We start from the raw sequence: 23,155 nt of genomic DNA, 5'->3' as shown, positions 1-23,155 counted from the left end.
TCGCCGAGGCGCTGCCGGCCGGGCCGGTGCGGTGCCGCCCGCTGCCGGTGCCCGGGTCGTCCGGCGGGGGCGTGGCGGTGCGGGCGGCGCTCGGGTCGTCCGGCCGGGGTGTGGCGGTGCGGGCAGTGTCGGGCGCCGGGGTCGGAGAGGTGTCCACGGAGATGAAACGGGCGGGGAGGCACCGGGGTGACGAGCAGGGGCGCTCGCGGCGGCCGGTCTGCGCCTCGAGCGCGACCACACGGGTGCGCACGCCGGACGAGCCGGGTGCTGCGACCGCAGTGCCGGGGGTGACCGGCCTGATGTTGGCCTGGCCACCGGCCCGGTCGGCCGCCGCGAGCGGCCTACATGAAGAGGGTAGTCCCGGTGACATGGGCCACACAATGGGAATATTGAAGCTGATCACGTACCTGGCGTGACGGCCGTTCCTGTCGGACCTCCGGCGTACCGTTGATGGCATGGCGCTCGACATTCCCCGGCTGGACAGCCGCTTCCAGGTCGTCAGTGAGTTTCAGCCGGCCGGCGACCAACCGGCGGCCATCGATGAGCTTGAGCGTCGGGTTCGGCGCGGCGACCGCAACACCGTGCTGCTCGGCGCGACGGGCACCGGCAAGAGCGCGACCACGGCGTGGCTGATCGAGCGGCTGCAACGCCCCACCCTGGTGCTCGCCCCGAACAAGACGCTCTGCGCGCAGCTGGCCAAGGAGTTCAGCGAGCTGCTGCCGCACAACGCGGTCGAATACTTCGTCTCGTACTACGACTACTACCAGCCCGAGGCCTACATCCCCCAGACCGACACCTACATCGAGAAGGACTCCTCGATCAACGAGGAGGTGGAGCGGCTGCGGCACTCGGCGACGATGTCGCTGCTCACCCGCCGCGACGTGATCGTGGTGGCGACCGTCTCGGCGATCTACGGCCTGGGCACCCCGGAGGAGTACCTCAACCGGGCGGTGAAGGTGCAGATCGGGCAGGAGCTCGACCGCGACCAGTTGCTGCGCCGGCTCGTCGACATCCAGTACACCCGCAACGACATGGCGTTCCAGCGAGGCACCTTCCGGGTCCGCGGCGACACGCTGGAGATCATCCCGGCGTACGAGGAGCTGGCGATCCGGATCGAGCTGTTCGGTGACGAGGTGGAGAAGCTCTACTACCTCAACCCGTTGACCGGTGATGTGGTCCGCGAGGTCGACCAGCTGGTGATCTTCCCGGCCACCCACTACGCGGCCGGTCCGGAGCGGATGGAACGCGCGATCCGTGACATCGAGGTGGAGCTGGCCGAGCGCCTCGCCGAGCTGGAGCGGCAGGGCAAGCTGCTGGAGGCGCAGCGGCTGCGGATGCGCACCACCTACGACATCGAGATGATGCGGCAGGTGGGCTTCTGCTCCGGCATCGAGAACTACTCGATGCACATGGACGGGCGGCTGCCCGGCAGCCCGCCGCACGCCCTGCTCGACTACTTCCCCGACGACTTCCTCACGGTGGTCGACGAGTCGCACGTGACCATCCCGCAGATCGGCGGCATGTACGAGGGCGACGCGTCGCGCAAGCGGATGCTCATCGACCACGGCTTCCGGCTGCCCAGCGCGGCCGACAACCGGCCGCTGCGCTTCGACGAGTTCCTGGAGCGGGTCGGCCAGATGGTCTACCTCTCCGCGACCCCCGGCACCTGGGAGATGGAGCAGGCCCAGGGCGAGTTCGTCGAGCAGGTGATCCGACCCACCGGTCTGGTCGACCCGGAGGTCGTGATCAAGCCGACCAAGGGCCAGATCGACGACCTGATGCACGAGATCAAGCTGCGGACCGACCGGGACGAGCGGGTGCTGGTCACCACGCTGACCAAGAAGATGGCCGAGGACCTGTCCGACTACCTCCTGGAGAACGGCATCCGGGTGCGCTACCTGCACTCGGAGGTCGACACGTTGCGCCGGGTGGAGCTGCTGCGCGAGCTGCGCAAGGGCGACTACGACGTGCTCGTCGGCATCAACCTGCTCCGCGAAGGTCTGGACCTGCCCGAGGTGTCGCTGGTGGCGATTCTGGACGCCGACAAGGAGGGCTTCCTGCGCAGCGGCCGGTCGCTGATCCAGACCATCGGGCGGGCCGCCCGTAACGTCTCCGGCCAGGTGCACATGTACGCCGACAAGATCACCCCGTCGATGGCGGCGGCGATCGACGAGACCGATCGGCGTCGGGCCAAGCAGATCGCGCACAACGAGGCGCACGGCATCAGCCCGGAGCCGCTGCGTAAGAAGATCCACGACATCCTGGACGACATCTACCGCGAGGCGGAGGACACCGAGAACTCCCGGGTCGGCGGCGCGGTGCGTCAGCTTTCCCGAGGCAAGGCGCCGGTCAAGGAGACCCGCAGCCGGAGCCGGTCCGCCGCGAGCACCACCTCACGGGAGGGGATGGCCCGTGCCGACCTCGCCCAGCTCATTCAGGAGCTCAACGACCAGATGTTGGCCGCCGCACGCGAGCTTCAGTTCGAGTTGGCGGCCCGGATCCGCGACGAGGTCTCCGACCTGAAGAAGGAGCTGCGCGGCATGGACGCCGCCGGCGTGAAGTGACGGCCACCCGGCCGGCCGGGCCAGCGCTCCGCTCGGGCCCGGCCGGCCGGGGCACGCGAAGGGCGGGCACAGTTGACGGCGGTGGCGCCGATCGGCGAGATGGTCCTCGGGGTGCCCGACGCCAGCCTGCGTCCGTTCGTCGACAGGTACGTGGGTTACCGGGAACGGGCTGACGTGCCACTGGTCCGCCGGGAGCCGGCTGGCGTCTTCGTGGTGCTGATCCTGGGCTGGGGCGCTCCGCTGGACGTGACCGATCCGCGTAGCGAGCAGCGCGGCGTCACCGCTGTCGACTCGTTCGCGGCCGGCACCTTCGACAGTTGGTGCACCACGCGCACGGTGGGCGTGGGGGAGGGTGTCGAGTTGCTGCTCGCCCCCCTCACCGCCCGCCGGCTTCTCGGTCTGCCTCTGAGTGAGCTGACCAATCGGGCCGTCGGCGTCGGGCAGCTCCCGGGCCGTTGGCTGGATCGGCTGCGCGGCCGGCTCGCCGAGGCCACCGGCTGGTCGGAACGGTTCGACCTGCTCGACCGGGTGCTCGCCGCCCGGCTGGCGGCGTCTCCGCCGGTGGACCCGCGGCTCGACTGGGCGTGGCGGTGGCTGGCCACCAGCGGTGGGCGGGGGAGCGTCGGTGTGCTCGCCGACGAGTTGGGCTGGAGCCGCCGGCACCTCGCGTCCCGGTTCCGGCAGGAGGTCGGGCTGCCGCCCAAGATGGCCGCCCGGCTGCTTCGCTTTCAGCAGGCTCACGCCGCGTCGACCCGGGCCGGCGGGGTCGGGCGGGGAGTCGACTGGGCCGCCGTGGCGGCGGGCTGCGGCTACTACGACCAGTCCCACCTGATCCGGGACTTCCACGAGTTCGCGGGGGCCACGCCGGCCGCGCTGCTCTCCGGCCGCTGACAAGCACCGGCCGACCGAAGCCGGGCCGGCGACCGCCGAGCCGAGCGAAGCCGGGTCGGCGAACCGCCGAGGTCACATTCGTCCAATCCGGAGCCGCGCCGCCGGCCGCAGAATCGGGTCATGCGAACCATCTATCCGATCTTCCGTTACCCCGATCCCCGCGCCGCGATCGACTGGCTCGGTGCCGCCTTCGGTTTCCGGGTGCATGCCGTGCACGAGGCGCCGGACGGTACGGTCGCGCACGCCGAGCTGGTCCTCGACACCGGCATGATCATGCTGGGTGCTCGGGCCGACGCCCCGCCCCGTCCGGCCGACGACGACTGGTCGGTCTATGTGGCCGTGTCGGACGTCGACGCCCACTGCGCCCGGGCCCGCGCGGCCGGCGCCGAGATCATCCGCGAGCCGTTCGACACCGACTACGGCTCCCGTGACTACTCAGCCCGCGATCTGGCCGGCAACGTCTGGTCCTTCGGCACGTACCGACCCTGAGCCGGCTACGCCGACCCGGGGGCGGGCGGCCCGCCGGACCAGCCTGAGCGGCTTGAAACCGCACTGACCTGCGGAGACGGTGTGTTCGGGCTGGCCCGGCCGGCTGGCGGCGTCGAATGCCCTGATTGCGGTGCGCGAGCGAGCTATTGCACTGGGTGATCGTCCTGCGTAGTCTCCCTCGGTGGGGAGGCCGGGATGCCGCTGCCAACAAGTCCTGTCATTCGACGTGCACGTCTCGGCGCAGAATTGCGCCAACTCCGTCGGCGCGAGTCGCTGACCCTGGAGCAGGTCTGCGACCGGCTGGGCTGGGCCTCGACGTCGAAGCTGTCCCGCATCGAGCTGGGTCAGAGTCGCCCGGACCTCGCCGACGTGCTCGATCTGCTGGATGTCTACAAGGTGCCCACGCCCGCCCGGGAGGCGCTGATCGTCATCGCCCGGGACGCGGCGACCAGTCGAGGCTGGTGGAAGACGCTGGGCGAGATGAGCGAACGGCAGCGCACCTACGCCGAGTTGGAGGCCGGCGCCGCCGACATCGTCGAGTACCAGCCGTCGGTGGTGCCGGGGCTGCTCCAGACGCCCGCGTACGCCCGGGTGCTGGTCAGCGCCGGCGCCCAGCTCACGCCGGAGGTCGATGTGGAGGCCGAGGTGCGCGCGAGGGCACTGCGGCAGGAGGTGCTCCGGCGGGCCTACCCGCCGCGCTACACGGCGGTGCTCGCCGAGGCCGTCTGCGACCCGGGTGACCTGCCGGTGGCGGTGTGGCGTGAACAGCTGCGTCATCTGGTCGCGGTGACCGGCCTGTCCCACGTCACGGTGCGACTGTTGCCACGTGGAGCGGCCGGTGGCGGGCTGCATCCGCTCACACCGTATTCCTGCTATGCCTTTCCCGACCCGGCGGACCCGCGCACTGTCATGCTCGAGGCGTTGACCACCGACGTCCGGTTGGCCACAGTGCTCGACGTGGACCGCTACGAGCGGATGACAGCGGCGCTGCTGGCCGCGGCGCTGTCATCGGAGGAGACGGTCACCGTGCTGGCCCGCCGCGTCGGCGAGTAACGGTTGAGGGTGCCGACGGTGAAGCGCCGCGCGGCCACCGGGCCCGGCGCCCCCGAGCCCGTCGGGACCGGCGGCCGGCGCGTGCGCCCGGCACGATAACCGTGGGGTACGACAGCTCGGCTCAGGCCGGTACGTCGAGGAAGTGTTCGACCACGGGTGGTCCCGCGAAGTGCGGCCCGATCAGCGCCCGCCACCTGTCGAACCGTTCGGTGGCCCGGAAGTTCTTCTCGTGCGCCTCGACCGAGTCCCATTCGACGAGCAGCACGAAGCGGGTCGGTGACTCGATTCCTCGGGTCATCCGCACGGACCGGCAGCCGGTCGCTCCGGCGAGCACCGGGTGACCCTCGGCGTACGCGGCGGCGAACGCGTCCTCGTGTCCGGGAAGTACGTCGATCAGCGCGACCTCAAGCACCATGTCGGACAGCCTCCCACGGCGGTCGGGGCAGTGGGTGTCGCGGGTCGGTGCCGGGACCACTGCCTGGACTCCTCCCCGGCTCGACCGGGGGCGTTGACACGGACCCTAGGGTGGCCTCGTGATCATCGACTGGCTCACCGGCACCGCGTTTCGGGTGGCCGGTACCGGCACCACCTGGGCGGAGCTGCTGGGGTTCGTGACCGGTGTGCTCAACGTGTGGCTGGTGGCCCGGCAGAGGGTCGCCAACTGGCCGATCGGCATCGCCAACGTGCTGCTGCTCATGGTGCTGTTCTGGACCGCCGGGCTGTACGCCGACGCGGGGCTCCAGGTCGTCTACGTCGCGCTCGGCTGCTATGGCTGGTGGCACTGGCTGTTCGGGGGCGAGCGGCGCACCCGGCTCACGGTCAGCCGGACGGGGCGGCGGGAGTGGCTGGCGCTGGCCGCCGCCGGGCTGCTGCTCACCGGCGCGCTCTGGGTGCTGCTGGACCGGGCCACCGACTCGACAGTGCCGCTGCCGGACGCGTTGACCACGGCGCTGTCTCTGCTGGCCACGTACGGGCAGACCCGCAAGCGGGTGGAGAGTTGGTGGCTCTGGATCGCCGCCGACCTGATCTACATCCCGTTGTACGCGTACAAGGGGCTGCACCTGACGGCCGTCCTCTATCTGGTCTTCCTCGCGCTGTGCGTGCTCGGGTTGCGCGCCTGGCGGGCCGACCTGCGTCGGTCCGACCGGTCGAGCGCGGTCCCGCCCGGCCCGGCCCCGGTCACCGTGTGAACGCCGAGACATCCGGCCGTGCACCGGCGCCACGCGGGCCGGCGCGCTCGGCCGCCGCGTTCGGGCACGGGATGATGGTGGGCAAGTTCTATCCGCCGCACGCCGGGCACCACGCGCTGATCCGGGCTGCCGCCGCCCGCTGCGCCGAGGTGACCGTCGTCGTGGCGCCCTCACGCCGGGAGTCCATTCCGCTTCCGCTACGCCTCGACTGGCTGCGCGAGGTGCACGCGGACACGCCGTGGGTCCGTTTCGTCGGCCGGTACGACGACCACCCGGTGGACTACGCCGATCCGGCGGTCTGGGACGCGCACTGCGCGGTGTTCCGCGAGGCGGTCGGGCCGGGGTCGGTGGACGCGGTCTTCTCCTCCGAGGCGTACGGCGGCGAGCTGGCGCGCCGCTTCCACGCCGTACCCGTGTCGGTGGATCCGGATCGGCGGACCGTGCCGGTTTCCGGGACGGCCGTGCGCGCGGACCCGGCGGGTCACTGGCGGTGGCTGAGCCCGCCGGTGCGGGAGTGGTTCGTCCGGCGGGTGGTGGTGGTCGGGGCCGAGTCGACCGGGACCACGACGATGGCGGCGGCGCTCGCCGGGCACTACGGCGCGTCCTGGGTGCCGGAGTACGGCCGGGAGTTGACCGCTCGCAAGCTGGCCCGGCTGCGGGAGCGGACGCCGGAGGCGACCGTCTTCGACGTCGCCTGGGACCCTGACGACTTCCGCGCGGTGGTCCGCGAGCAGCAGGCGGCCGAGGACGCGGCGGCCCGGACGAGCGGGCCGCTGCTGGTCTGCGACACCGACGCGAGGGCGACGGCGGTGTGGGAGGAGCGCTACCTGGGCAGCGCGTCCGAGGAGGTACGGGCGGCGGCGCGTCGGCCGGCGCTGTATCTGCTGACGGATCACCAGGGGGTGCCGTTCACCGATGACGGTCTGCGCGACGGTGAGCACCTGCGGGCCTGGATGACCGAGCGCTTCCGGGCCGAGCTGGCCGGGTGCGGGGTGCCGGTGGTGGAGTTGGCCGGATCGCACGCCGATCGGCTGGCCCGGGCGGTGCGGGCCTGCGACGACCTGCTCGCTGCCGGCTGGTCGCTCGCGGACCCGATCGCCGCACCCGACGTGCGCTAGCCTCCTAGGAAGCATTAGCCGGTGTGACACGTCGAACGGTGTCCGGCACCACCGGCTGCCCGGGGTGTGATCACGGGGCGTGGTGGGCAACAATGGTCACCGAGGAGGGGAGTATTCCCCCGCAACGGAGTCGTCAGCACGGTCGATCGCCGGAACCACGGCGGCCCGACCCGGCCCCGTAGGTCGCTGCCCCACACCGGGGCGACGGCGGAAGAGACCTCCGACAGTCACCAGAGTGAGCGACAGCGGCACGCCGGCTCCCGCAGGGGCGTACGGTGTGCCCGACGCCGCGTGTCTGCCGGAGGAATGAACGTTGGACGTGTCCGGATTGGTGTGGGCGGGGACGCTTGTCGCACTGACTGCGGTCCTGCTCGTCGACCTGTTGATCATTGGTCGGCGCCCGCACGAGCCGAGTGTGCGGGAGTCGAGCCTCTGGGTCGGCTTCTACGTCGGTCTCGCCCTGCTCTTCGGCGTGGGTGTCTGGCTGACCTCCGGGGCCAGCGCGGCCGGCCAGTTCTACACCGGCTGGCTCACCGAGTACAGCCTCTCGGTGGACAACCTCTTCGTCTTCGTGATCATCATGGCTCGCTTCGGGGTGCCCCGGCAGTATCAGCAGAAGGTGCTGCTCGTTGGCATCGTGCTGGCGCTGGTGATGCGCGGCGGGTTCATCGCCGCCGGCGCGGCGCTGATCACGCAGTTCTCCTGGGTCTTCTACATCTTCGGCGCGTTCCTGATCTACACCGCCGTGAACCTGGCCCGGCAGGGTGAGCCGGACGAGGACGAGTTCTCCGAGAACGTGCTGATCCGGTGGAGCCGCAAGGCGCTCCCGATCTCGAAGGACTACGACGGCGCGAAGCTCACCACCCACGTGGCCGGCAAGCGGCTGTTCACCCCGATGCTGATCGTGATGATCGCGATCGGCACCACCGACCTGATCTTCGCGTTGGACTCGATCCCGGCGATCTTCGGCATCACCCAGGAGCCGTATCTGGTCTTCACCGCGAACGTCTTCGCGCTGATGGGCCTCCGGCAGCTCTACTTCCTGCTCGGTGGCCTGCTGGACCGGCTGATCTACCTGAGCTACGGCCTGGCCGTCGTGCTCGGCTTCATCGGGGTCAAGCTGGTGCTGGAGGCGTTGGCCGACAACAACCTGCCGTTCATCAACGGTGGCGAGCACGTCGGCTGGGCACCGCACATCCCGATCTGGTTGTCGCTGCTGGTCATCATCGGCACCCTGGGCGTCGCCACCGCCGCCAGCCTGATCAAGTCCTCCCGCGACCGGCGTCGCGAGTTGGCCGACGCCCGACGCTGACCGGTCACCGGCCGGGTGCGGACACGCGCCCGGCCGGTGAGACCCGGTGCGCGCCGACCAGCGTGGCGGTCCGGTCGGCCGGCAGTTCCTCTTCGATGACCCGCCGCCGCCGGTAGCAGGCGTGCAGCATCCGGCGCTGGCCGCCGTCGCCGGGGGTGGCGGTGACGATGCCGATGTGGTGGATCTTGCGGCCGGGTCGGGCGAAGAAGTAGAGATCGCCAGGGCGTTCCGCGCCCAACGACAGCGGGGTGGTGGCCACTGCCTGGTCGTCGGCGTCGCGGGGCAGCAGCACCCCGAACCGCCGCCAGGCCAGATGCACCAGCCCCGAGCAGTCGATGCCGTGCGCGGAGAGACCGCCCCAGATGTAGACCACGTCCAGCAGTCGCTGTGCCACAGCGAGCGCCTGCTCGGCGGTCGGCGACGCGGCCGACGCCGGGACCAGGTGCCCGTCCGGCAGCCAGAGCGGTGCGGCCCGGCCGGGGACGTGCACCGGCCGCCAGTCGTCGAGCGCGGGGCCGGCCGGGACGAGGCGGGTGCCGACGACGACGCCGGGCAACTCCACCGGCCCGTTCGGGGCGGCGTGCAGCCCGGTGACCGTGGCGTCCACCACCAGCGGGCGGTCGGTGCTGGTGTGGGCCGGGTCGGGAACGGCCAGCTGCCCGGCGGGGAGCCAGCCCGGGTAGCCGCGCGGGTCCAGCTTGGCGGCTGGTTGTTCGACGGCGACGACCCGGGCCCAGCCGTCCGGGCGGAGCTCGCTGACGAGGACCCGTTCGCCGAGCAGGAGTTGGCTCAGCACGCAGTCACCGACCTGCTGGTCAGTGTCCAGTCCGGAGACCCAGGTCGGGATGTCGACACCGGCGGTCAGCGCTGGGCAGTCGACCGGGCGGACCGCCTCGGGGGAGGTCCACAGCGTCGCCACGGCGACCCGGACGACGGCCTCACGGCCCGGTTGCAGCTCCACGTCAACCCCCAGATCGTGTCGGCTGTCGAGGGAAACCTTATGAAAGAAACCGACAGCCATCAACCATGAGCCTGCACTTTTGCTTCAGCGAGGCCAGAGATGCCCAGGCCAGGGGCGTCCGGCAGCACCACGGTCGCCCCGTCGTAGCGGATGCCGCCCTGCACCGGTGACCAGGCCAGCCACCAGGCGGCGTCCAGGTCGGCGACGGCTGTGGTGCCGTACGCGGCGACCAGGCTCGCCGCCGCCCCGATGCCCACCTGGCTCTCCATCATCGAGCCGACGACAGTGCCGAGCCCGTGCGCGGTGGCCAGGTCGAGGAGGGTACGGGCCGGATGCAGCCCACCGCACTTGGCCAGCTTGACGTTGACCAGATCGGCGGCCCGGCGGCGGATCACCTCCACCAGGTCACGGACCCCGAAGACCGCCTCGTCGGCCAGGATCGGCACGGACACCCGGTCGCTGACCCAGGCCAGCCCGTCCAGGTCCCAGCGGGCCACCGGCTGCTCGACCAACTCCACGTCGAGCCCGGCGTCCTCGATGCCGCGGATCACCCGGACCGCCTCCCGGGGCGTCCAGCCCTGGTTGGCGTCCAGCCGGATCCGGATGGCGGGGCCGACGGCCGCCCGCACCGCGCGCACCCGGTCCAGGTCGCCGGCCGCGTCGGTGCCGACCTTCAACTTGAGCACGCCGAAGCCGTCGGCCTGCCGCTGCCGTGCCGCGGCCGCCAGGTCCACCGCGTCACCCGCGGCCAGCGTCACGTCCGTCGGGACCCGCAGCGTCGTGCCCCCGAGCAACCGCACCAGGGGTACGCCCAGCCGCCGCGCGGCGAGGTCGTGCAGGGCGACGTCCACCGCCGCCTTCGCGGCCTCGTTGCCGACCACGGCGCGCTGCACCTCGGCGCAACGGGTCACCAGGTCGTCCGGGTCGCGGCCGATCAGCTGTGGGCCGAGCAACTCGCGGACGCACGCCTGCGCGCCGGCGACCGACGCGCCGGTGACCTGCCAGACCTGGGGCGCCTCGCCGAAGGCGGACCGGCCGTCGCTGTCGACGAGCTCGACGACCAGCGTGTCCACTGTGGTGGTACGGCGTAGCGCGGTCACGAATGGGGTGTGTAAGGGGGCGGAAACCCGGTGGGTGCGTACCGCCGAGATCGTCATGTGAGGCACCCTATACAAAGGTTCACCGCGGGAGGGGAGACCGGATGACCGGGCAGGGCTGGGAGCTGGTGGGTGCACCGAACGCGCGTGACCTGGGTGGGCTCGTCGGCGCGGACGGGCGGCGGGTCCGGGTCGGCCAGTTGATCCGCACTCCGGCGCTGGGTCGGCTGACCGACGAGGACCTACCGGTGCTGGCGAAGCTGGGGCCGGCGTGCGTGGTGGATCTGCGCGACGCCTCGGAGATCGCGGTCGCGCCGGAGGACCGCTTCGCCGGTGAGCCACGGGTGGTGCGCCTGCCGGTGCACGACGCGGAGCACCCGGTCTTCACGTACGTCTCGGCGGTGCTGCTCGGTCACGACCTGGACGCGTACGCGGAGCTGGCCCGGCAGGGCACGGCGGGGGCGATGGCGGCGATCTACCGCTGGTTCGTCACGGGTGAGTCGGCGCGGGTCGGTTTCGCCGAGGCGGTGCGGCTGGCCTCCCGGCCGGAGAATCTGCCGCTGCTCTACCACTGCTCCGCCGGCAAGGACCGCACCGGTTGGCTGACCGTCATCCTGTTGACGGCGCTCGGGGTGGACGAGGCGGCCATTCGCGCCGACTACCTGCGCAACAACGAGCTGACCGACAGCCTGCGGGCGGTGATCGTCGAGGCGATGCGCCGGCGGAATCCGGAATTGGACGTCGACGCGGTGTTGCCGGTGCTGGAGGTCCGGGCCGAGTATCTCGACGCCGGTTACGCCGAGGTGCGTCGGGTGCACGGCTCGTTCGACGCGTACCTGCGCGACGGGCTGGGGCTCACCGACCCCGACCTCAGGGCATTGCGGGCGCAGTTGCTGGAGTGACCGGTGCGTCGGCGGGTGTGCCGGCGCGGGCGGCGCGGCCGGTGACGATCAGTGCCTGGCCGGCGGCGTAGGTCGCCATGACCAGCACCGGCGCGCCGGGTGGCTGGGCCACCTCGGCCACCTCGGCCACCCCGGCGGCTATCAGCAGGTCGGAGCCGAGGAAGAGCGCGGCGCCGAGACCGACCCGCCAGCCCTGGGTGGCGGCGGTGCTCGCCATCGCGGCCAGCGCGATCGCGTAGCCGGCCACCGGTACGGCAAGCCCGACGTCGGTCAGCCCCGCCCACATCCAGGTCAGCGCGACGACGGTCAGCACCGCGTACCCCAGGGGGACGGCGACCAGCGGCGTGCGGCGCAGCGCGGTCGCGGCGCCGTGTCGGGTGAAGGCCGCGAGGTAGCAGAGGTGCGTGCCGAGGAAGCAGGCCATGCCGGCGAGGAACCAGCCGGTGCCGTCGATCATCAGGGCGACGTCGCCGCCGGTGGCGAAGGCCAGCGCGGCGAGCAGCAGCCGGTCCGGTCGGGCCGCGCGTTCGGCGCTGACCCGCCAGAGGTACGCGGCCAGCAGCGGCATCAGCAGCGGCTTGGTCAGTAGGAAGGCCAGGCCGCCGCCGGTGGCGTTGGCCAGCAGGTTCGCCGCCGTCACGACGAGGAAGGCGATCAGCACGGTGCGACTGCGGGGCATCGGCGGCTCCGGGGTGGGGGTGGGAGCAGCCTAGCCCGCACGTACCGCAGTAGTCGGTCGGGTCAGAGCTGGTGGCGGGCAGCCCAGACCTGCGTCGAGATGTGCGCGAGCAGCAGGCAGGCGTCGTCCTCGACCTGGTCGTCGCCCCCGGCCAGCTCGGTGGTGGTGCAGACGGCGATCAGGTACGGCGGGGCGTCGTCGGGCAGCACCAGGCCGGCGCCGTGGCGGACGCCGCGTACCCAACCGTTCTTGTGCGCGATGCGGGTGCCCTCGGGCAGGCCGGCGGCGAGGTCCTCGCGGTGTTCCTGGGCGAGCAGGACGTCCAGCATGGTGGTGCAGGCGGCCGGTGAGGCGAGTGGGCCGGGGGTGTCGGCCCCGGTGGCCAGGGCGCCGAGCAGGGCGGCCAGGTCGGCGGCGGTGACCGTGTTGGTGATGCCGGCCTCGCGGGCGGCGAAGTCCTCGATGCCGCGGCCGGTGACGCTGTTGCGGGCACCGGCGAGCGCCCAGACCTCGGCGACCGCGGGCAGCCCGACGTGGCCGAGGACGAGGTTGGTGGCGAGGTTGCTGGAGCGCACGATCATCCGGTCGGCCAGCCAGCGCAGCGACGCGGTGCCGCCGATGCGGTCCCAGACCGCGTCGTCGTTGTCGTAGGGCTGCGCGTTGGCGAAGCGGGGTGCGCCGGGCTGGGCGGAGTCGAAGTCGTTGACGACCGGGACCGGGGCGTCCAGGTCCAGGGCGCCGGTCTCGGCGGCGCGGTGCAGCGCGGCGAGCACCGCCACTTTCATGGTGCTCGCGGCGTAGTGGCCGGCGTCCGCGTGGCGGGTCCAGGTTGGCGGCGCGTCGAGCCGCCCGACGTACGCGGAGACGGTGCCGGGCACCCGGTCCAGGTGGGCGTCGAGATCATCCCAGGTCATGCCGGTGACCGTAGCGGATCAAGCGGGGGTGGGCTCGCGTACCCGTCGGGGGAAACGACGGGCGCGCCGGCCGCAAGCGGCCGGCGCGCCCGGTGTCGGGTGCTGGTGGGTCAGCCGGCGTGCTTGCGGCGGGCGGTGGCCCGGCCCCGCAGCTGCTGGTCGAGCACCACCTTGCGGATGCGCACCGTGGCCGGGGTGACCTCGACGCACTCGTCCTCGCGGCAGAACTCCAGCGCCTGCTCCAGGGTGAGCTTGCGCGGCGGGACCAGCTTCTCGGTCTCGTCGGAGGTCGACTGCCGCATGTTGGTGAGCTTCTTCTCCTTGGTGATGTTGACGTCCATGTCGTCGGAGCGGGAGTTCTCCCCGACGATCATGCCCTCGTACACCTCGGTGGTGGGCTCGACGAAGAGCTGACCGCGCTCCTGAAGGTTGGTCATCGCGAAGGCGGTGACCGCGCCGGCCCGGTCGGCGACCAGCGAGCCGTTGTTACGGGTGCGCAGCTCGCCGAACCACGGCTCGTACGACTCGAAGACGTGGTGCAGGATGCCGGTGCCCCGGGTGTCGGTGAGGAACTCGGTGCGGAAGCCGATCAGGCCGCGCGCCGGCACCAGCCACTCCATCCGGATCCAGCCGGTGCCGTGGTTGACCAGCTGCTCCATCCGGCCCTTGCGGGTGGCGAGGAGCTGGGTGATCGCGCCCAGGTATTCCTCCGGGGCGTCGATGGTCAGCCGCTCGACCGGCTCGCAGGTCTTGCCGTCGATTACCCGGGTGACCACCTGCGGCTTGCCGACGGTCAGCTCGTAGCTCTCCCGGCGCATCTGCTCGACCAGGATGGCCAGCGCCAGCTCGCCGCGGCCCTGCACCTCCCAGGCGTCCGGCCGCTCGGTGGGCAGGACCCGCAGGGACACGTTGCCGATCAGCTCCTTGTCGAGCCGGTCCTTGACCATCCGCGCGGTGACCTTGGAGCCCTTGAGCCGGCCGACCAGCGGCGAGGTGTTGGTGCCGATGGTCATCGAGATGGCGGGCTCGTCGACGGTGATCAGCGGCAACGCGACCGGGTTCTCGACGTCGGCGAGGGTCTCACCGATCATGATCTCCGGGATGCCGGCGACGGCGATGATGTCGCCCGGGCCGGCGGTCTCGGCCGACGTGCGCTCCAGGCCCTCGGTCATCAGCATCTCGGAGATGCGGACCCGCTGGGTGCTGCCGTCGGTGCGGCACCAGGCCACCGTCTGACCCTTGTTGATGGTGCCCTGGCGGACCCGGCACAGCGCGAGCCGGCCGAGGAACGGCGAGGCGTCCAGGTTGGTGACGTGGGCCTGCAACGGCGCGCCCTCCTCGTACGAGGGTGCCGGGATGGTGTCCAGCAGGGTGCGGAACAGCGGCTCCAGGGAGGTGCTGTCGTCGGGCACCGAGCCGTCGGCGGGCTGGGTCAGCGAGGCGATGCCGTCGCGGGCGCAGGCGTAGACGATCGGGAAGTCGATCTGCTCCTCGTCGGCGTCCAGGTCGAGGAAGAGCTCGTAGGTGTCGTCCACGACCTCCTTGATCCGGGCGTCCGGACGGTCCACCTTGTTGATCACCAGGATGATCGGCATCCGGGCCCGCAGCGCCTTACGCAGCACGAAGCGGGTCTGCGGCAGAGGGCCCTCGCTGGCGTCGACGAGCAGCACCACACCGTCGACCATGGTCAGGCCGCGCTCCACCTCGCCACCGAAGTCGGCGTGGCCGGGAGTGTCGATGATGTTGATGGTGACCGGGTCGGAGCCGTCCGCCGGCAGGTAACGCACGCCGGTGTTCTTGGCGAGGATCGTGATGCCCTTTTCCCGCTCCAGGTCACCGGAGTCCATCACCCGCTCGGTGTTCTCGCCGCGTGCGCCGTACGCGCCGGCCTGCCGCAACATGGCGTCGACCAGGGTGGTCTTGCCGTGGTCGACGTGAGCGATGATGGCGACGTTGCGGAGGTCGGTGCGAAGCTGCATACCCTCTATCCTTCCGCCTGCGCTCGCGCAGGCTGCGTCGGGGTCACCCCCAGGTGCCCCTGATCTATGGTGAAACCGCTGTGCCGGTGGTTCTCCCGGCTGGCATGCTGGCACCCGTGTCCCGGGGGCCTGAGTGCACGACCTGCTGACCTGGGTGCAGGGTCTGCCCACCCTGTGGATCTACCTGGTCGCCGCGCTGATCGTGGCGGGCGAGACCGCGGTGATCTTCGGCCTGCTCGTGCCGGGTGAGGCTACCCTGCTGCTCGTCGGCTTCCTCACCTACAACGGTACCTTGCGGCTCGGGCCGGCGTTGCTCGCGATGATCGTCGCGGCGGTCCTCGGCGATGGGCTGGCCTTTCGGGCCGGACGGCGGTACGGCTCCCGGCTGCGCGCCGGGCTGGGTCACCGGGTCGGGCCGCAGCGGTGGGCCCGGGCCGACGCCATGCTCGCGCGCCTCGGTGGGCGGGGGGTGTTCGCCGCCCGATGGGTGGCTTTCGCCCGGACCCTGGTGCCCCGGCTGGCCGGTGCGGCCGGCATGCCGTACCGGCGGTTCGCCCTCTGGAACCTGGCCGGGGTGGTGACCTGGGTGGGCGGGTCGGTGCTGCTCGGTCACCTCGCCGGTGAGTCGTACGACACGGTCTCCCGGCTTCTCGGCCGGGCCACCGGGGTGGCGTTCCTGCTGCTGGCCGGCCTGGTGGGTGTGGTGCTCGTGGGTCGGTGGCTGGGCCGTAACCCCGACCCGGTGCGCGCGCTGCTGTCCCGGGCCGGCGCTCTGCCCCCGGTGCGGTGGCTCACCGCCCGCTACGGGGTGCTGTTCTTCCTGGTGGCCATGCGGATCGGCCCGGCCTGGACGCTGCTGCTCAATCTGGCCGCCGGGCTGCTGCTGCTGTTCGCCGCCGGGCTCGCCATCGCCGGTCTGCTCGCGGTGGCGGTCCGCAACAGTGGGCTGGCCGCGCTGGACGGCGCCGTCGCGGGGTGGTTCGCCGCCCGGCGTACCCCGGACGCCGCTGAGGCCACACTGGTCGTGGTGTCGGTGGTACGGGGGTCGGTGCTGATCCTGTTGGTGGCGCTGGTGGCGGCGGTGCTGGCGTGGCGCAACCGACCCTGGCGGGCGGATTTGCTCAGCGTGGTCGGCACTGTGGGCGCGTTCGTGCCGCTGGTGGTGCTGGCCGTGGTGGCCGAACTGACCGGCCCGAACGGGACCGCCCCGCTCTCGACCCAGAACGCCGTGGTCGCGGCGAGCTTCTGCACCCTGGCGTGGCTGGTGTCGCGCAGCGCCCGCTGGCCGGTGGCGGTGGCCGCCTGGACCGCCGCGGCGGCGGGGGTGCTCGGGATCGGCGGCGCGCGGCTCTACCTCGGACTGGACACGGCGAGCGGGACGGCCGCGGCGGTGCTGCTCGGGGTGCTCTGGACTGTGGTGTTCATGGTCGCCTGGGCGACCCGGGACCGGGCGGTGGGCAACGGTCAGCCCCCGGTGGACCAGACCCCCCGGCGGCCGTCGCAGGGGCACCGCCGCCCGGTCGAACCTTGTTAGGGTGCGGCGACAATCACACGGGGGAGGCAAGGGAATGGTTCGACGCACCGATCGGCTGGGCGCCGCAGTGCTCGCCGGGTTTCTGCTGGCGGGCGCGCTGGTCGGCTGCGCCGCCAAGGGGGAGAGCCCATCGGGCCTGGCAGCGCCGGTCGCCGTCACCGACGGGTCGACCGATGCCCCGTCCGACGAGGTCGACGGGGAGCCGAGCCCGTCGGTGAGCGCCGTGGAGTCGATGGGCACCGCGCCGAGTCGTAGCGCGACCCCGACCCCGAAACCGACGAAGAAGCCGACGCGGACGGCACCGAAGCCGCGTGCGGTGGCGAAGCCGCCCACCGAGACCGAGGTTCCGCCGGCGCCGCCGAAACCGGCGCCGAGTTCCTGCAAGCCGACCTACAAGGGCAGCCAGGCGACCCGGTCCGAGGTGAAGACGGCGCTGACCAATGCGGCCAACCGCACCTACTGGCCGGTCTCCGCAAAGGACATCAAGATCCCGCTCAACCTGCTCAAGGCCACCGCGTGGCAGGAGAGCGGCTGGCAGTCCAACATCTACGCCTGCGACGGTGGGGTCGGGCTGTTGCAGGTGATGCCGGACACCGCGACCTGGATGAACCAGCGGTTCGAGAAGAGCTACAAGATCGACGCCTACCAGGACAACGCCTACCTCGGCGCCACCTACCTGGCCTGGGCGACGAAGTACATCGGCGACATGTACTTCGAGTCCGACTTCCGGCTCGACCCGGCACTGTGCACCAGCGAGCTGAATTCCTGCCTGCTAAACGCCGTCATCGCCGCGTACAACTTCGGGCACGGTGCGGTGGCTCAGGAGGGGAAGCCGCTGGCCATCCCCAACCCGTCGTACGTGCGCAACGTGCGGGCGCTGATGAGCGAGTGCGTCTGCCTGGCGTACTGACCTCGTCGGGGCGGTGGCGGATCCGCCACCGCCCCGACGAGGCGGTCAGTCGTGCGCGGCGACCGGCTCGGGCGAGCTCGGGGCGGCCTGCACCGGGTCGCGCGTGATGCGGCCGGGCCACCAGAAGCGGTCGCCGAGCAGGAACGCCAGCGCCGGCACCAGGACCGTACGGACCAGCAGGGTGTCGAGCAGGACACCGATGCAGACGATGATCCCGATCTGGGTCAGAGTGATCAGCGGCAGCACACCGAGCACGGCGAAAACTGCGGCGAGCAGCACTCCGGCGCTGGTGATCACACCGCCGGTGACCCGCAGGGCGGAGAGCATCCCGGCGCGGGTGCCGGCGCTGCGGGCGTCCTCCCGGGCCCGGGTGACCAGGAAGATGTTGTAGTCCACCCCGAGCGCCACCAGGAACACGAAGGCGAGCAGCAGCACACCGCTGTCCAGGGCCGGGAAGCCCAGCACGTGGTCGAAGAGCAGCCAGGCCGCGCCGAGGCTGGCGAAGTACGACGCGATCACGGTGAGCACCAACAGCAGCGGCGCGAGCAGACCGCGTAGCAGCAGCACGAGCACGGCGCCGACCAGCAACAGGATGATCGGCAGGATGAGCCGCAGATCCCGGTCGTTGGCCTCGTCGGAGTCGTACGTGGCGGCCACGGAGCCACCGACGATCGCCCCGGACGGGGCGTCGGCGCCGGCGGCGGCCGGCGGCGCGGAGTCGGGGACGGCGGCGACCGCCGCCCGCAGCGCCTCGATCGCGCGGTCCGAGGCGGTGGTGCCGGGTTCGGCGTCGAGGACCACGTCGACCTGGGCGACGGCCGCGCCGGCGTCGCCGGGGCGCGCCGAGGCGACACCGGGTACGGCGGTGGCGGCGTCGGTGACCGCCCGCACCGCCGCCGGCGTGGTGATCACGGCGACGGGCTGGGTGCTGCCGGCGGGGAAGGCCCTGGCCAGGGTCTGTGCCCCGGTCACCGCCTCGGGCTCGGCCCGGAACTGTTCGGTCTCGGACAGGCCGGTACGGATCCCGAGCCCACCCAGTGCCAGGCCGCCGAGCAGCACTGTGGCCAGCGTCGCGACCACCACCGGGCGGCGTTGCACGGCGGCGCCGAGTCGACCCCAGAGCCGACCCTCGCGCACCGGGCCGCCGACCCGGGGTACGAACGGCCAGAACAGGCCGCGACCGAAGAGCACCAGCACGGCGGGGAGCACGAACAGGGCCGAGAGCATGGCGAAGACCACACCCGTGGCGCACGCCACGGCCAGCGCCCGGTTGGTCTCCTGCTCGCTGAGCAGCAGGGTGAGGACGCCGAGCACGACGGTGCCGCCGCTGGCGAGGATGGGCTCCGCGGTGCGGCGCAGCGCGGCGCGCATCGCCGCGAACCGGTCCTCCTCGCGGCGCAGCTCCTCCCGGTATCGGGCGATGAGTAGCAGCGCGTAGTCGGTGGCGGCACCGAAGACCAGCACGCTGGCGATGCCGGTGACCTGACCCTGTTGGAGGTTGATGCCGACGCCCGGCACGATGACGTCCACCGCGCGCAGGGTGAGCTGCTCGGTGGCGGCGACCACGACCAGCGGCACGATCCACAGGAACGGGCTGCGGTAGGTGATCAGCAGGAGCAGCGCGACCACGGCGGCGGTCACCACGAGCAGGGTGACGTCGGCGCCGTCGAACACCGAGGAGAGGTCGGCGGTGAACGCCGGGGCGCCGGTCACCTCGGCGGTCAGCCCGTCGGGAAGGTCCGCGAGGGTGGCGCGTAGTTGGGTCACCGTGTCGGTGACGACCTCCTGCCCGCCGGCGGTGTTCAGCGGCACGGCGACCAGGGCCACCGCGCCGTCCGGGGAGACCTGGGCGGGGCTGACCTGCCCACCCACCGCGAAGCGGCGCAGGTCGTCGGCGCGAGCGCCGACGGTCGCCCGGTCGGTCTCGCTCAGCGCGCCGCCGTCACCACGACTGATCACCACGATGGCCGGCTGCACGTCGCGCGACGGCAGCTGATCCTGGAGACGTTGCACCTGGGTCGACTGCCACTGCACTGACAGGCCGGTGGCGGAGACCGGGGCCGGGTTGTCCGGCTGGGGTGTCCCGAAGACGGCCGCGCCCACGACGATCGCGGCGGCCACTGTGAGCCAGGCGGCCAGCCGGCCACGAGCGACTCTGGTGAACACAGACATCAGGTGACCTCAAGGTCCTTCGAAAGCCGAGTATCTTGATAACCGAGATTATCTGCGGCTGTTCTATGCTGCAACCCGGGGGACCGACGATGGGAAGAGCGGCGCGAGGTGGCGACTCACGGCATGTACCGACGGCGCGACACGCGCCGCGAGCAGCTGGTCGCGGAGATCACCAACAACCTCCGGCGGTACGCGGTGGACGCCCAGCAGGTCGGCCACGCCTTCGCCAACCTGCACGGTCTCAACCCGACCGACCTGCAGGCGTTGATCGCGGTGATGGACGCCGAGCTGCTCGGTGACCCGATCACCCCCGGCCGGCTCGGCGAGCAGCTGAACCTCTCCTCCGGCTCGGTCACGGCCCTGATCGACCGGCTGGAACGGGCCGGGCACATCCGCCGCGACCGGGACACCGTCGACCGGCGCAAGGTGCTGCTGCACTACGCCGACCAGGGCGCCGCCCTGGCCATGGAGTTCTTCCGGCCGCTGGGCGCCCGTACCGACACGGTGATGGCCCGCTTCAGCGAGGACGAGCTGGAGTTGGTGCACCGGTTCATGGCGGAGATGAGCGAGTCGCTGCGGGGGCACCGCGACGCGGTCCGCGCGGCCCGGCCGGAGTCACCCCGCCGCCCCACGGGCTGACCGGTGCCGGACCTCGTCACCCGCCTCGCCAGCGCCGCGCTGCGCCTGCCACCGACCCGGCCCGGCCCGGTGCGGGTCAGCCGTGACCTCCCGGTGCGGGCCCGCGACGGTGTGGTGCTGCGCACCGACCACTACGCCCCGGCCGTCCGCGGCGCGCCGACAGTGCTGATCCGCACCCCCTACGGGCGGGGCGGACCGCTGCGGCTGCTCGGTCGGCTGCTCGCCGCCCGGGGTCGACACGCGGTGATCCAGTCGTGCCGGGGCACCGGCGGCTCCGGTGGAACGTTCGCCCCGCTGGTGCACGAGCGCGACGACGGCGCGGACACGCTGGACTGGCTGCGTCGCCAGCCCTGGTGGTCCGGGCAACTCGGCATGTTCGGGGTCAGCTACCAGGGCTTCGCCCAGTGGGCACTGGCCGCCGACGCCGGCGAGGAGCTGCGCGCGATGGTCGCCGTGGTGACCGCCTCGGCCACCCGCGACTCGACGTACGCGGGGGAGTCCTTCGCCCTGGACACCGTGCTGACCTGGGCGGAGCTGCTGCACGCGCAGACCGTGCCATGGCTGGCCCGGCAGTGGGAACTCAAGCGCGGGCAACCCCGGCTGGCCGCCGCGCTGGAGCACCTCCCCCTGGCCGACGCCGACCGGGTGGCCACCGGCGTGACCATCCCGTTCTTCCAGGAGTGGCTGCGCCACCACACACCGCAGGCCGCGTACTGGCGAACGCGGGTCTTCGCCGACCAGGTCGCGAAGGTGCGGGCACCGGTGGTCATGGTCACCGGTTGGCACGACATCTTCCTGCCCGCCCAGCTCGACGATCACGCCGTGCTGCGCGCCGCCGGCACACCGCCGCGCCTGGTGATCGGCCCGTGGACGCACGGCAGCCCCGGACTGTTCGTGGCCGCGCTGCGCGAGGGGTTGGCCTGGCTCGACGAGCACCTACCGGCCGCGCCGCGATCGCCCGTCGCGGCGGGACCAGCCCGGCCGCCCGTGCGCATCCACGTCAGCGGCGCCGGCGGCGGTTGGCGGGACCTGCCGGACTGGCCACCCCCGGCGGTCGAGACCGCCTGGCACCTGCAACCCGGTGGCGAGCTGGCGGCACGCCCACCTGTCGCGTCGACACCGGACGCACTCCGCTACGACCCCGCCGACCCCACCCCGTCGCTGGGCGGTCCACTGCTCGTCGCCCAACGGGCCGGCCCGGTCGACAACCGGCGTGTCGAGGCCCGCGCTGACGTGCTGACCTACACCAGCGCGGCACTGACCGCGCCGGTCGAGGTGATCGGCCCGGTCCGCGCCGAGATCCACGTCCGCAGCGATCTGCCGTACCTGGACGTCTTCGTTCGTCTGTGCGACGTGGACCGCCGGGGTCGCTCGTGGAACGTGTGCGACGGCCTGGTGCGGGTCACGCCCGAGCGCTTCCCGGCCGACCCTTCCGGGGCGCTGCGGATTCCGGTGCCGCTCTGGCCGACCGCGTACCGCTTCGCCGCCGGGCACCGACTGCGTGTGCAGGTCTCCGGCGGCGCCCATCCACGGTGGGCGCGCAACCCCGGCACCGGGGAGCCGCTCGGCAAGGCGGTGACGCTGCGTGCCGGCTGGCGGCAGGTTCTGCACGACCCGGCGCACCCCTCGGCGCTGCTGCTGCCGGTCGTCCACTCTGCCCCGTCGCAACCTCCAATCTGAACAGACCCCTTCTGAGCTGGGCGTTTAGCGAAACTGCGGGCTATGGTTGAGCCAACGCCCGGCGCCGTGCACCAGTAGGCCGGGCTCGCCCGAAGCCCAGCACCGCGTACGCGGTGTGACGTCGTGCCCGGTCCCCGCCTCTCGGAAAGGGGGACCCCATGACCCGGGCCCCGGCTAATCTTCTGGCCGTCCGAAGCCTCCTTCTCACTCACCTCGACAACGCCCCTGGGCCGGACGACCTGGACCCGGGCGAGGTCGGCATCGTCGGCGACTCGGCCCACCGGGGCGGCTACCACTGCGGATCGGACCGGGTTGTCACCAACGACTACTCAGTGGTCGAGTCGCCCCGCGACCGGGCCGGGCTGACCCTCGACGCGGCGGCGCTGGACGTCGGCCAGTTCAACGTCCGCTCCGGTGGTCGTACGAACACGCTGCCCAGCTTCTCGGTCTGGTGCGTCGCGCAGTGCGCCGCGAACGCGGCCGACACCCGGGACATCCGGGAGATCATCTACAGCCCCGACGGCACCACGGTCAGACGGTGGGACCGCCTCGGCAAGCGCACCACCGGCGACAGCTCCCACCGCTGGCACACCCACTTCAGCTTCTTCCGCGACGCCATCAAGGCGGGCCGCGACCAGCGGCCCCTGTTCCGCCGCTACCTCAGCTCCATCGGACTCCTGGAGGACGACGACATGACCCCCGAAGAACACAACTGGCTGGCCACCGTCCACAAGAACCTCACCGTGCTGGACGGCCGCAACCCGATCGGGCAGATCTACACCCGGATGGCGATGGGTGAGGATGCCACCGTCCCGAACTTCGTCTCGGCGCACCCGACGCTGACGTCGCTCGCCGCCCAGGTGAGCGCGTTGCAGGCGGCGCTGACCGCGCTGTCCAACCGGGACTTCACCGATGAGCCGGCGATCGTCCAGGGCGTCCTGGCCTCGCTGACGCCGGAGAAGATCGCCGCAGCCATCCCGCCCACCATGGCCAAGCAGGTCGCCGACGAGCTGGCCCGCCGGCTGGTCGCCTGAGCGAGGGGCGGCCCGAGGCCGCCGGGCCGTCCCTCTT

Annotated in this window: 20 protein-coding genes; 13 read left to right on the top strand and 7 right to left on the bottom strand. The window is 72.1% G+C overall.

The annotated features are described in order from the left end of the window. Positions 1–455 precede the first annotated feature (455 nt). From uvrB to GUI43_RS28155, 4 genes are all read left to right on the top strand, one after another. Positions 456–2,564 (top strand): excinuclease ABC subunit UvrB, encoded by a 2,109-nt coding sequence (gene uvrB / locus GUI43_RS28170; RefSeq protein ID WP_112588404.1) that lies wholly within the window; start codon positions 456–458, stop codon positions 2,562–2,564. 81 nt (positions 2,565–2,645) lie between these two features. Then, positions 2,646–3,455: an AraC family transcriptional regulator gene (locus GUI43_RS28165; protein ID WP_249037869.1), complete on the top strand. Its 810-nt coding sequence runs from the start codon at positions 2,646–2,648 to the stop codon at positions 3,453–3,455. Positions 3,456–3,575: 120 nt separating this feature from the next. Beyond that, positions 3,576–3,944, top strand: a complete 369-nt coding sequence (locus tag GUI43_RS28160) for a VOC family protein (RefSeq protein ID WP_112603565.1) — start codon at positions 3,576–3,578, stop codon at positions 3,942–3,944. 195 nt (positions 3,945–4,139) lie between these two features. Continuing rightward, positions 4,140–4,997, top strand: a complete 858-nt coding sequence (locus GUI43_RS28155; RefSeq protein ID WP_112588400.1) for a helix-turn-helix domain-containing protein — start codon at positions 4,140–4,142, stop codon at positions 4,995–4,997. A 121-nt stretch (positions 4,998–5,118) separates the two neighbouring features. On the opposite strand, the gene GUI43_RS28150 is transcribed toward GUI43_RS28155, so the two are convergent. Further along, positions 5,119–5,412 (bottom strand): antibiotic biosynthesis monooxygenase family protein, encoded by a 294-nt coding sequence (locus GUI43_RS28150; protein WP_112588398.1) that lies wholly within the window; start codon positions 5,410–5,412, stop codon positions 5,119–5,121. A gap of 118 nt (positions 5,413–5,530) precedes the next feature. Between GUI43_RS28150 and pnuC the strand changes: the two genes are divergently transcribed. The 3 genes from pnuC (at position 5,531) to GUI43_RS28135 (ending at position 8,617) form a co-directional block, all read left to right on the top strand. Next, positions 5,531–6,187: a nicotinamide riboside transporter PnuC gene (pnuC, locus tag GUI43_RS28145; RefSeq protein WP_112588397.1), complete on the top strand. Its 657-nt coding sequence runs from the start codon at positions 5,531–5,533 to the stop codon at positions 6,185–6,187. Next, positions 6,184–7,305: an AAA family ATPase gene (locus tag GUI43_RS28140; RefSeq protein WP_249037868.1), complete on the top strand. Its 1,122-nt coding sequence runs from the start codon at positions 6,184–6,186 to the stop codon at positions 7,303–7,305. The genes pnuC and GUI43_RS28140 overlap by 4 nt, the downstream gene beginning before the upstream one ends. Before the next feature lie 313 nt (positions 7,306–7,618). Beyond that, positions 7,619–8,617, top strand: coding sequence for a TerC family protein (locus GUI43_RS28135; protein ID WP_112588395.1), 999 nt, complete (start codon positions 7,619–7,621; stop codon positions 8,615–8,617). Positions 8,618–8,621: 4 nt separating this feature from the next. Here GUI43_RS28135 and GUI43_RS28130 read toward each other — a convergent pair whose 3' ends face one another. Then, on the bottom strand, positions 8,622–9,578 hold the full coding sequence (locus GUI43_RS28130; RefSeq protein ID WP_112588394.1) for a C40 family peptidase: 957 nt from the start codon (positions 9,576–9,578) through the stop codon (positions 8,622–8,624). A 59-nt stretch (positions 9,579–9,637) separates the two neighbouring features. Further along, the gene (locus GUI43_RS28125; protein WP_112700154.1) at positions 9,638–10,735 is read right to left on the bottom strand and encodes a mandelate racemase/muconate lactonizing enzyme family protein; all 1,098 of its coding nucleotides are present in this window, start codon (positions 10,733–10,735) and stop codon (positions 9,638–9,640) included. Between the two features lie 44 nt (positions 10,736–10,779). Here GUI43_RS28125 and GUI43_RS28120 point away from each other — a divergent pair, with 44 nt between their 5' ends. Beyond that, a complete protein-coding gene (locus GUI43_RS28120) occupies positions 10,780–11,577 on the top strand; it encodes a tyrosine-protein phosphatase (RefSeq protein ID WP_112588392.1) in 798 nt (265 codons plus the stop codon). On the opposite strand, the gene GUI43_RS28115 is transcribed toward GUI43_RS28120, so the two are convergent. The 3 genes from GUI43_RS28115 to typA all read right to left on the bottom strand — a co-directional run bounded on the left by GUI43_RS28115 (position 11,546) and on the right by typA (position 15,149). Further along, complete coding sequence (locus GUI43_RS28115; protein WP_112700153.1) at positions 11,546–12,256, bottom strand: lysoplasmalogenase; 711 nt, start codon at positions 12,254–12,256, stop codon at positions 11,546–11,548. The genes GUI43_RS28120 and GUI43_RS28115 overlap by 32 nt on opposite strands. 62 nt (positions 12,257–12,318) lie before the next feature. After that, positions 12,319–13,170 (bottom strand): serine hydrolase, encoded by an 852-nt coding sequence (locus GUI43_RS28110; RefSeq protein ID WP_112700152.1) that lies wholly within the window; start codon positions 13,168–13,170, stop codon positions 12,319–12,321. Between the two features lie 110 nt (positions 13,171–13,280). Next, entirely contained in the window at positions 13,281–15,149 is a 1,869-nt protein-coding gene (gene typA, locus GUI43_RS28105) for a translational GTPase TypA (protein ID WP_091407975.1), read from the bottom strand. 133 nt (positions 15,150–15,282) lie between these two features. On the opposite strand from typA, the gene GUI43_RS28100 reads away from it, so the two are divergent. Together GUI43_RS28100 and GUI43_RS28095 are read left to right on the top strand one after the other, a co-directional pair. Continuing rightward, positions 15,283–16,683 (top strand): DedA family protein, encoded by a 1,401-nt coding sequence (locus tag GUI43_RS28100; RefSeq protein WP_112700151.1) that lies wholly within the window; start codon positions 15,283–15,285, stop codon positions 16,681–16,683. 34 nt (positions 16,684–16,717) lie between these two features. Continuing rightward, positions 16,718–17,593 (top strand): lytic transglycosylase domain-containing protein, encoded by an 876-nt coding sequence (locus GUI43_RS28095; protein ID WP_112700150.1) that lies wholly within the window; start codon positions 16,718–16,720, stop codon positions 17,591–17,593. A 45-nt stretch (positions 17,594–17,638) separates the two neighbouring features. Here the strand turns inward: GUI43_RS28095 and GUI43_RS28090 are convergent, their stop codons facing one another. Beyond that, on the bottom strand, positions 17,639–19,765 hold the full coding sequence (locus tag GUI43_RS28090; RefSeq protein ID WP_112603551.1) for an MMPL family transporter: 2,127 nt from the start codon (positions 19,763–19,765) through the stop codon (positions 17,639–17,641). 123 nt (positions 19,766–19,888) lie between these two features. Between GUI43_RS28090 and GUI43_RS28085 the strand changes: the two genes are divergently transcribed. From GUI43_RS28085 to GUI43_RS28075, 3 genes are all read left to right on the top strand, one after another. Then, a complete protein-coding gene (locus GUI43_RS28085) occupies positions 19,889–20,404 on the top strand; it encodes a MarR family winged helix-turn-helix transcriptional regulator (RefSeq protein WP_112588382.1) in 516 nt (171 codons plus the stop codon). 3 nt (positions 20,405–20,407) lie between these two features. Then, on the top strand, positions 20,408–22,084 hold the full coding sequence (locus GUI43_RS28080; protein ID WP_112700149.1) for a CocE/NonD family hydrolase: 1,677 nt from the start codon (positions 20,408–20,410) through the stop codon (positions 22,082–22,084). Positions 22,085–22,242: 158 nt separating this feature from the next. Beyond that, positions 22,243–23,118 carry a hypothetical protein gene (locus GUI43_RS28075; RefSeq protein ID WP_112588378.1) on the top strand — a complete coding sequence of 292 codons (876 nt, stop codon included), beginning with the start codon at positions 22,243–22,245 and terminating at the stop codon, positions 23,116–23,118. The last annotated feature ends 37 nt before the right edge of the window (positions 23,119–23,155 follow it).

Source organism: Micromonospora noduli, from assembly GCF_003264365.1.
Lineage (GTDB): Bacteria > Actinomycetota > Actinomycetes > Mycobacteriales > Micromonosporaceae > Micromonospora > Micromonospora noduli.
This window is presented reverse-complemented; position numbering and strand designations above follow the sequence as displayed.

Bases quoted from the DNA above. Each gene is read 5' to 3' on its own strand.
- uvrB (WP_112588404.1), top strand. From the start codon at position 456: ATGGCGCTCGACATTCCCCGGCTGGACAGCCGCTTCCAGGTCGTCAGT.
- GUI43_RS28160 (WP_112603565.1), top strand. From the start codon at position 3,576: ATGCGAACCATCTATCCGATCTTCCGTTACCCCGATCCCCGCGCCGCG.
- GUI43_RS28155 (WP_112588400.1), top strand. From the start codon at position 4,140: ATGCCGCTGCCAACAAGTCCTGTCATTCGACGTGCACGTCTCGGCGCA.
- GUI43_RS28150 (WP_112588398.1), bottom strand. From the start codon at position 5,412: ATGGTGCTTGAGGTCGCGCTGATCGACGTACTTCCCGGACACGAGGAC.
- GUI43_RS28125 (WP_112700154.1), bottom strand. From the start codon at position 10,735: ATGACGATCTCGGCGGTACGCACCCACCGGGTTTCCGCCCCCTTACAC.
- GUI43_RS28120 (WP_112588392.1), top strand. From the start codon at position 10,780: ATGACCGGGCAGGGCTGGGAGCTGGTGGGTGCACCGAACGCGCGTGAC.
- GUI43_RS28115 (WP_112700153.1), bottom strand. From the start codon at position 12,256: ATGCCCCGCAGTCGCACCGTGCTGATCGCCTTCCTCGTCGTGACGGCG.
- GUI43_RS28110 (WP_112700152.1), bottom strand. From the start codon at position 13,170: ATGACCTGGGATGATCTCGACGCCCACCTGGACCGGGTGCCCGGCACC.
- typA (WP_091407975.1), bottom strand. From the start codon at position 15,149: ATGCAGCTTCGCACCGACCTCCGCAACGTCGCCATCATCGCTCACGTC.
- GUI43_RS28095 (WP_112700150.1), top strand. From the start codon at position 16,718: ATGGTTCGACGCACCGATCGGCTGGGCGCCGCAGTGCTCGCCGGGTTT.
- GUI43_RS28090 (WP_112603551.1), bottom strand. From the start codon at position 19,765: ATGTCTGTGTTCACCAGAGTCGCTCGTGGCCGGCTGGCCGCCTGGCTC.
- GUI43_RS28085 (WP_112588382.1), top strand. From the start codon at position 19,889: ATGTACCGACGGCGCGACACGCGCCGCGAGCAGCTGGTCGCGGAGATC.
- GUI43_RS28075 (WP_112588378.1), top strand. From the start codon at position 22,243: ATGACCCGGGCCCCGGCTAATCTTCTGGCCGTCCGAAGCCTCCTTCTC.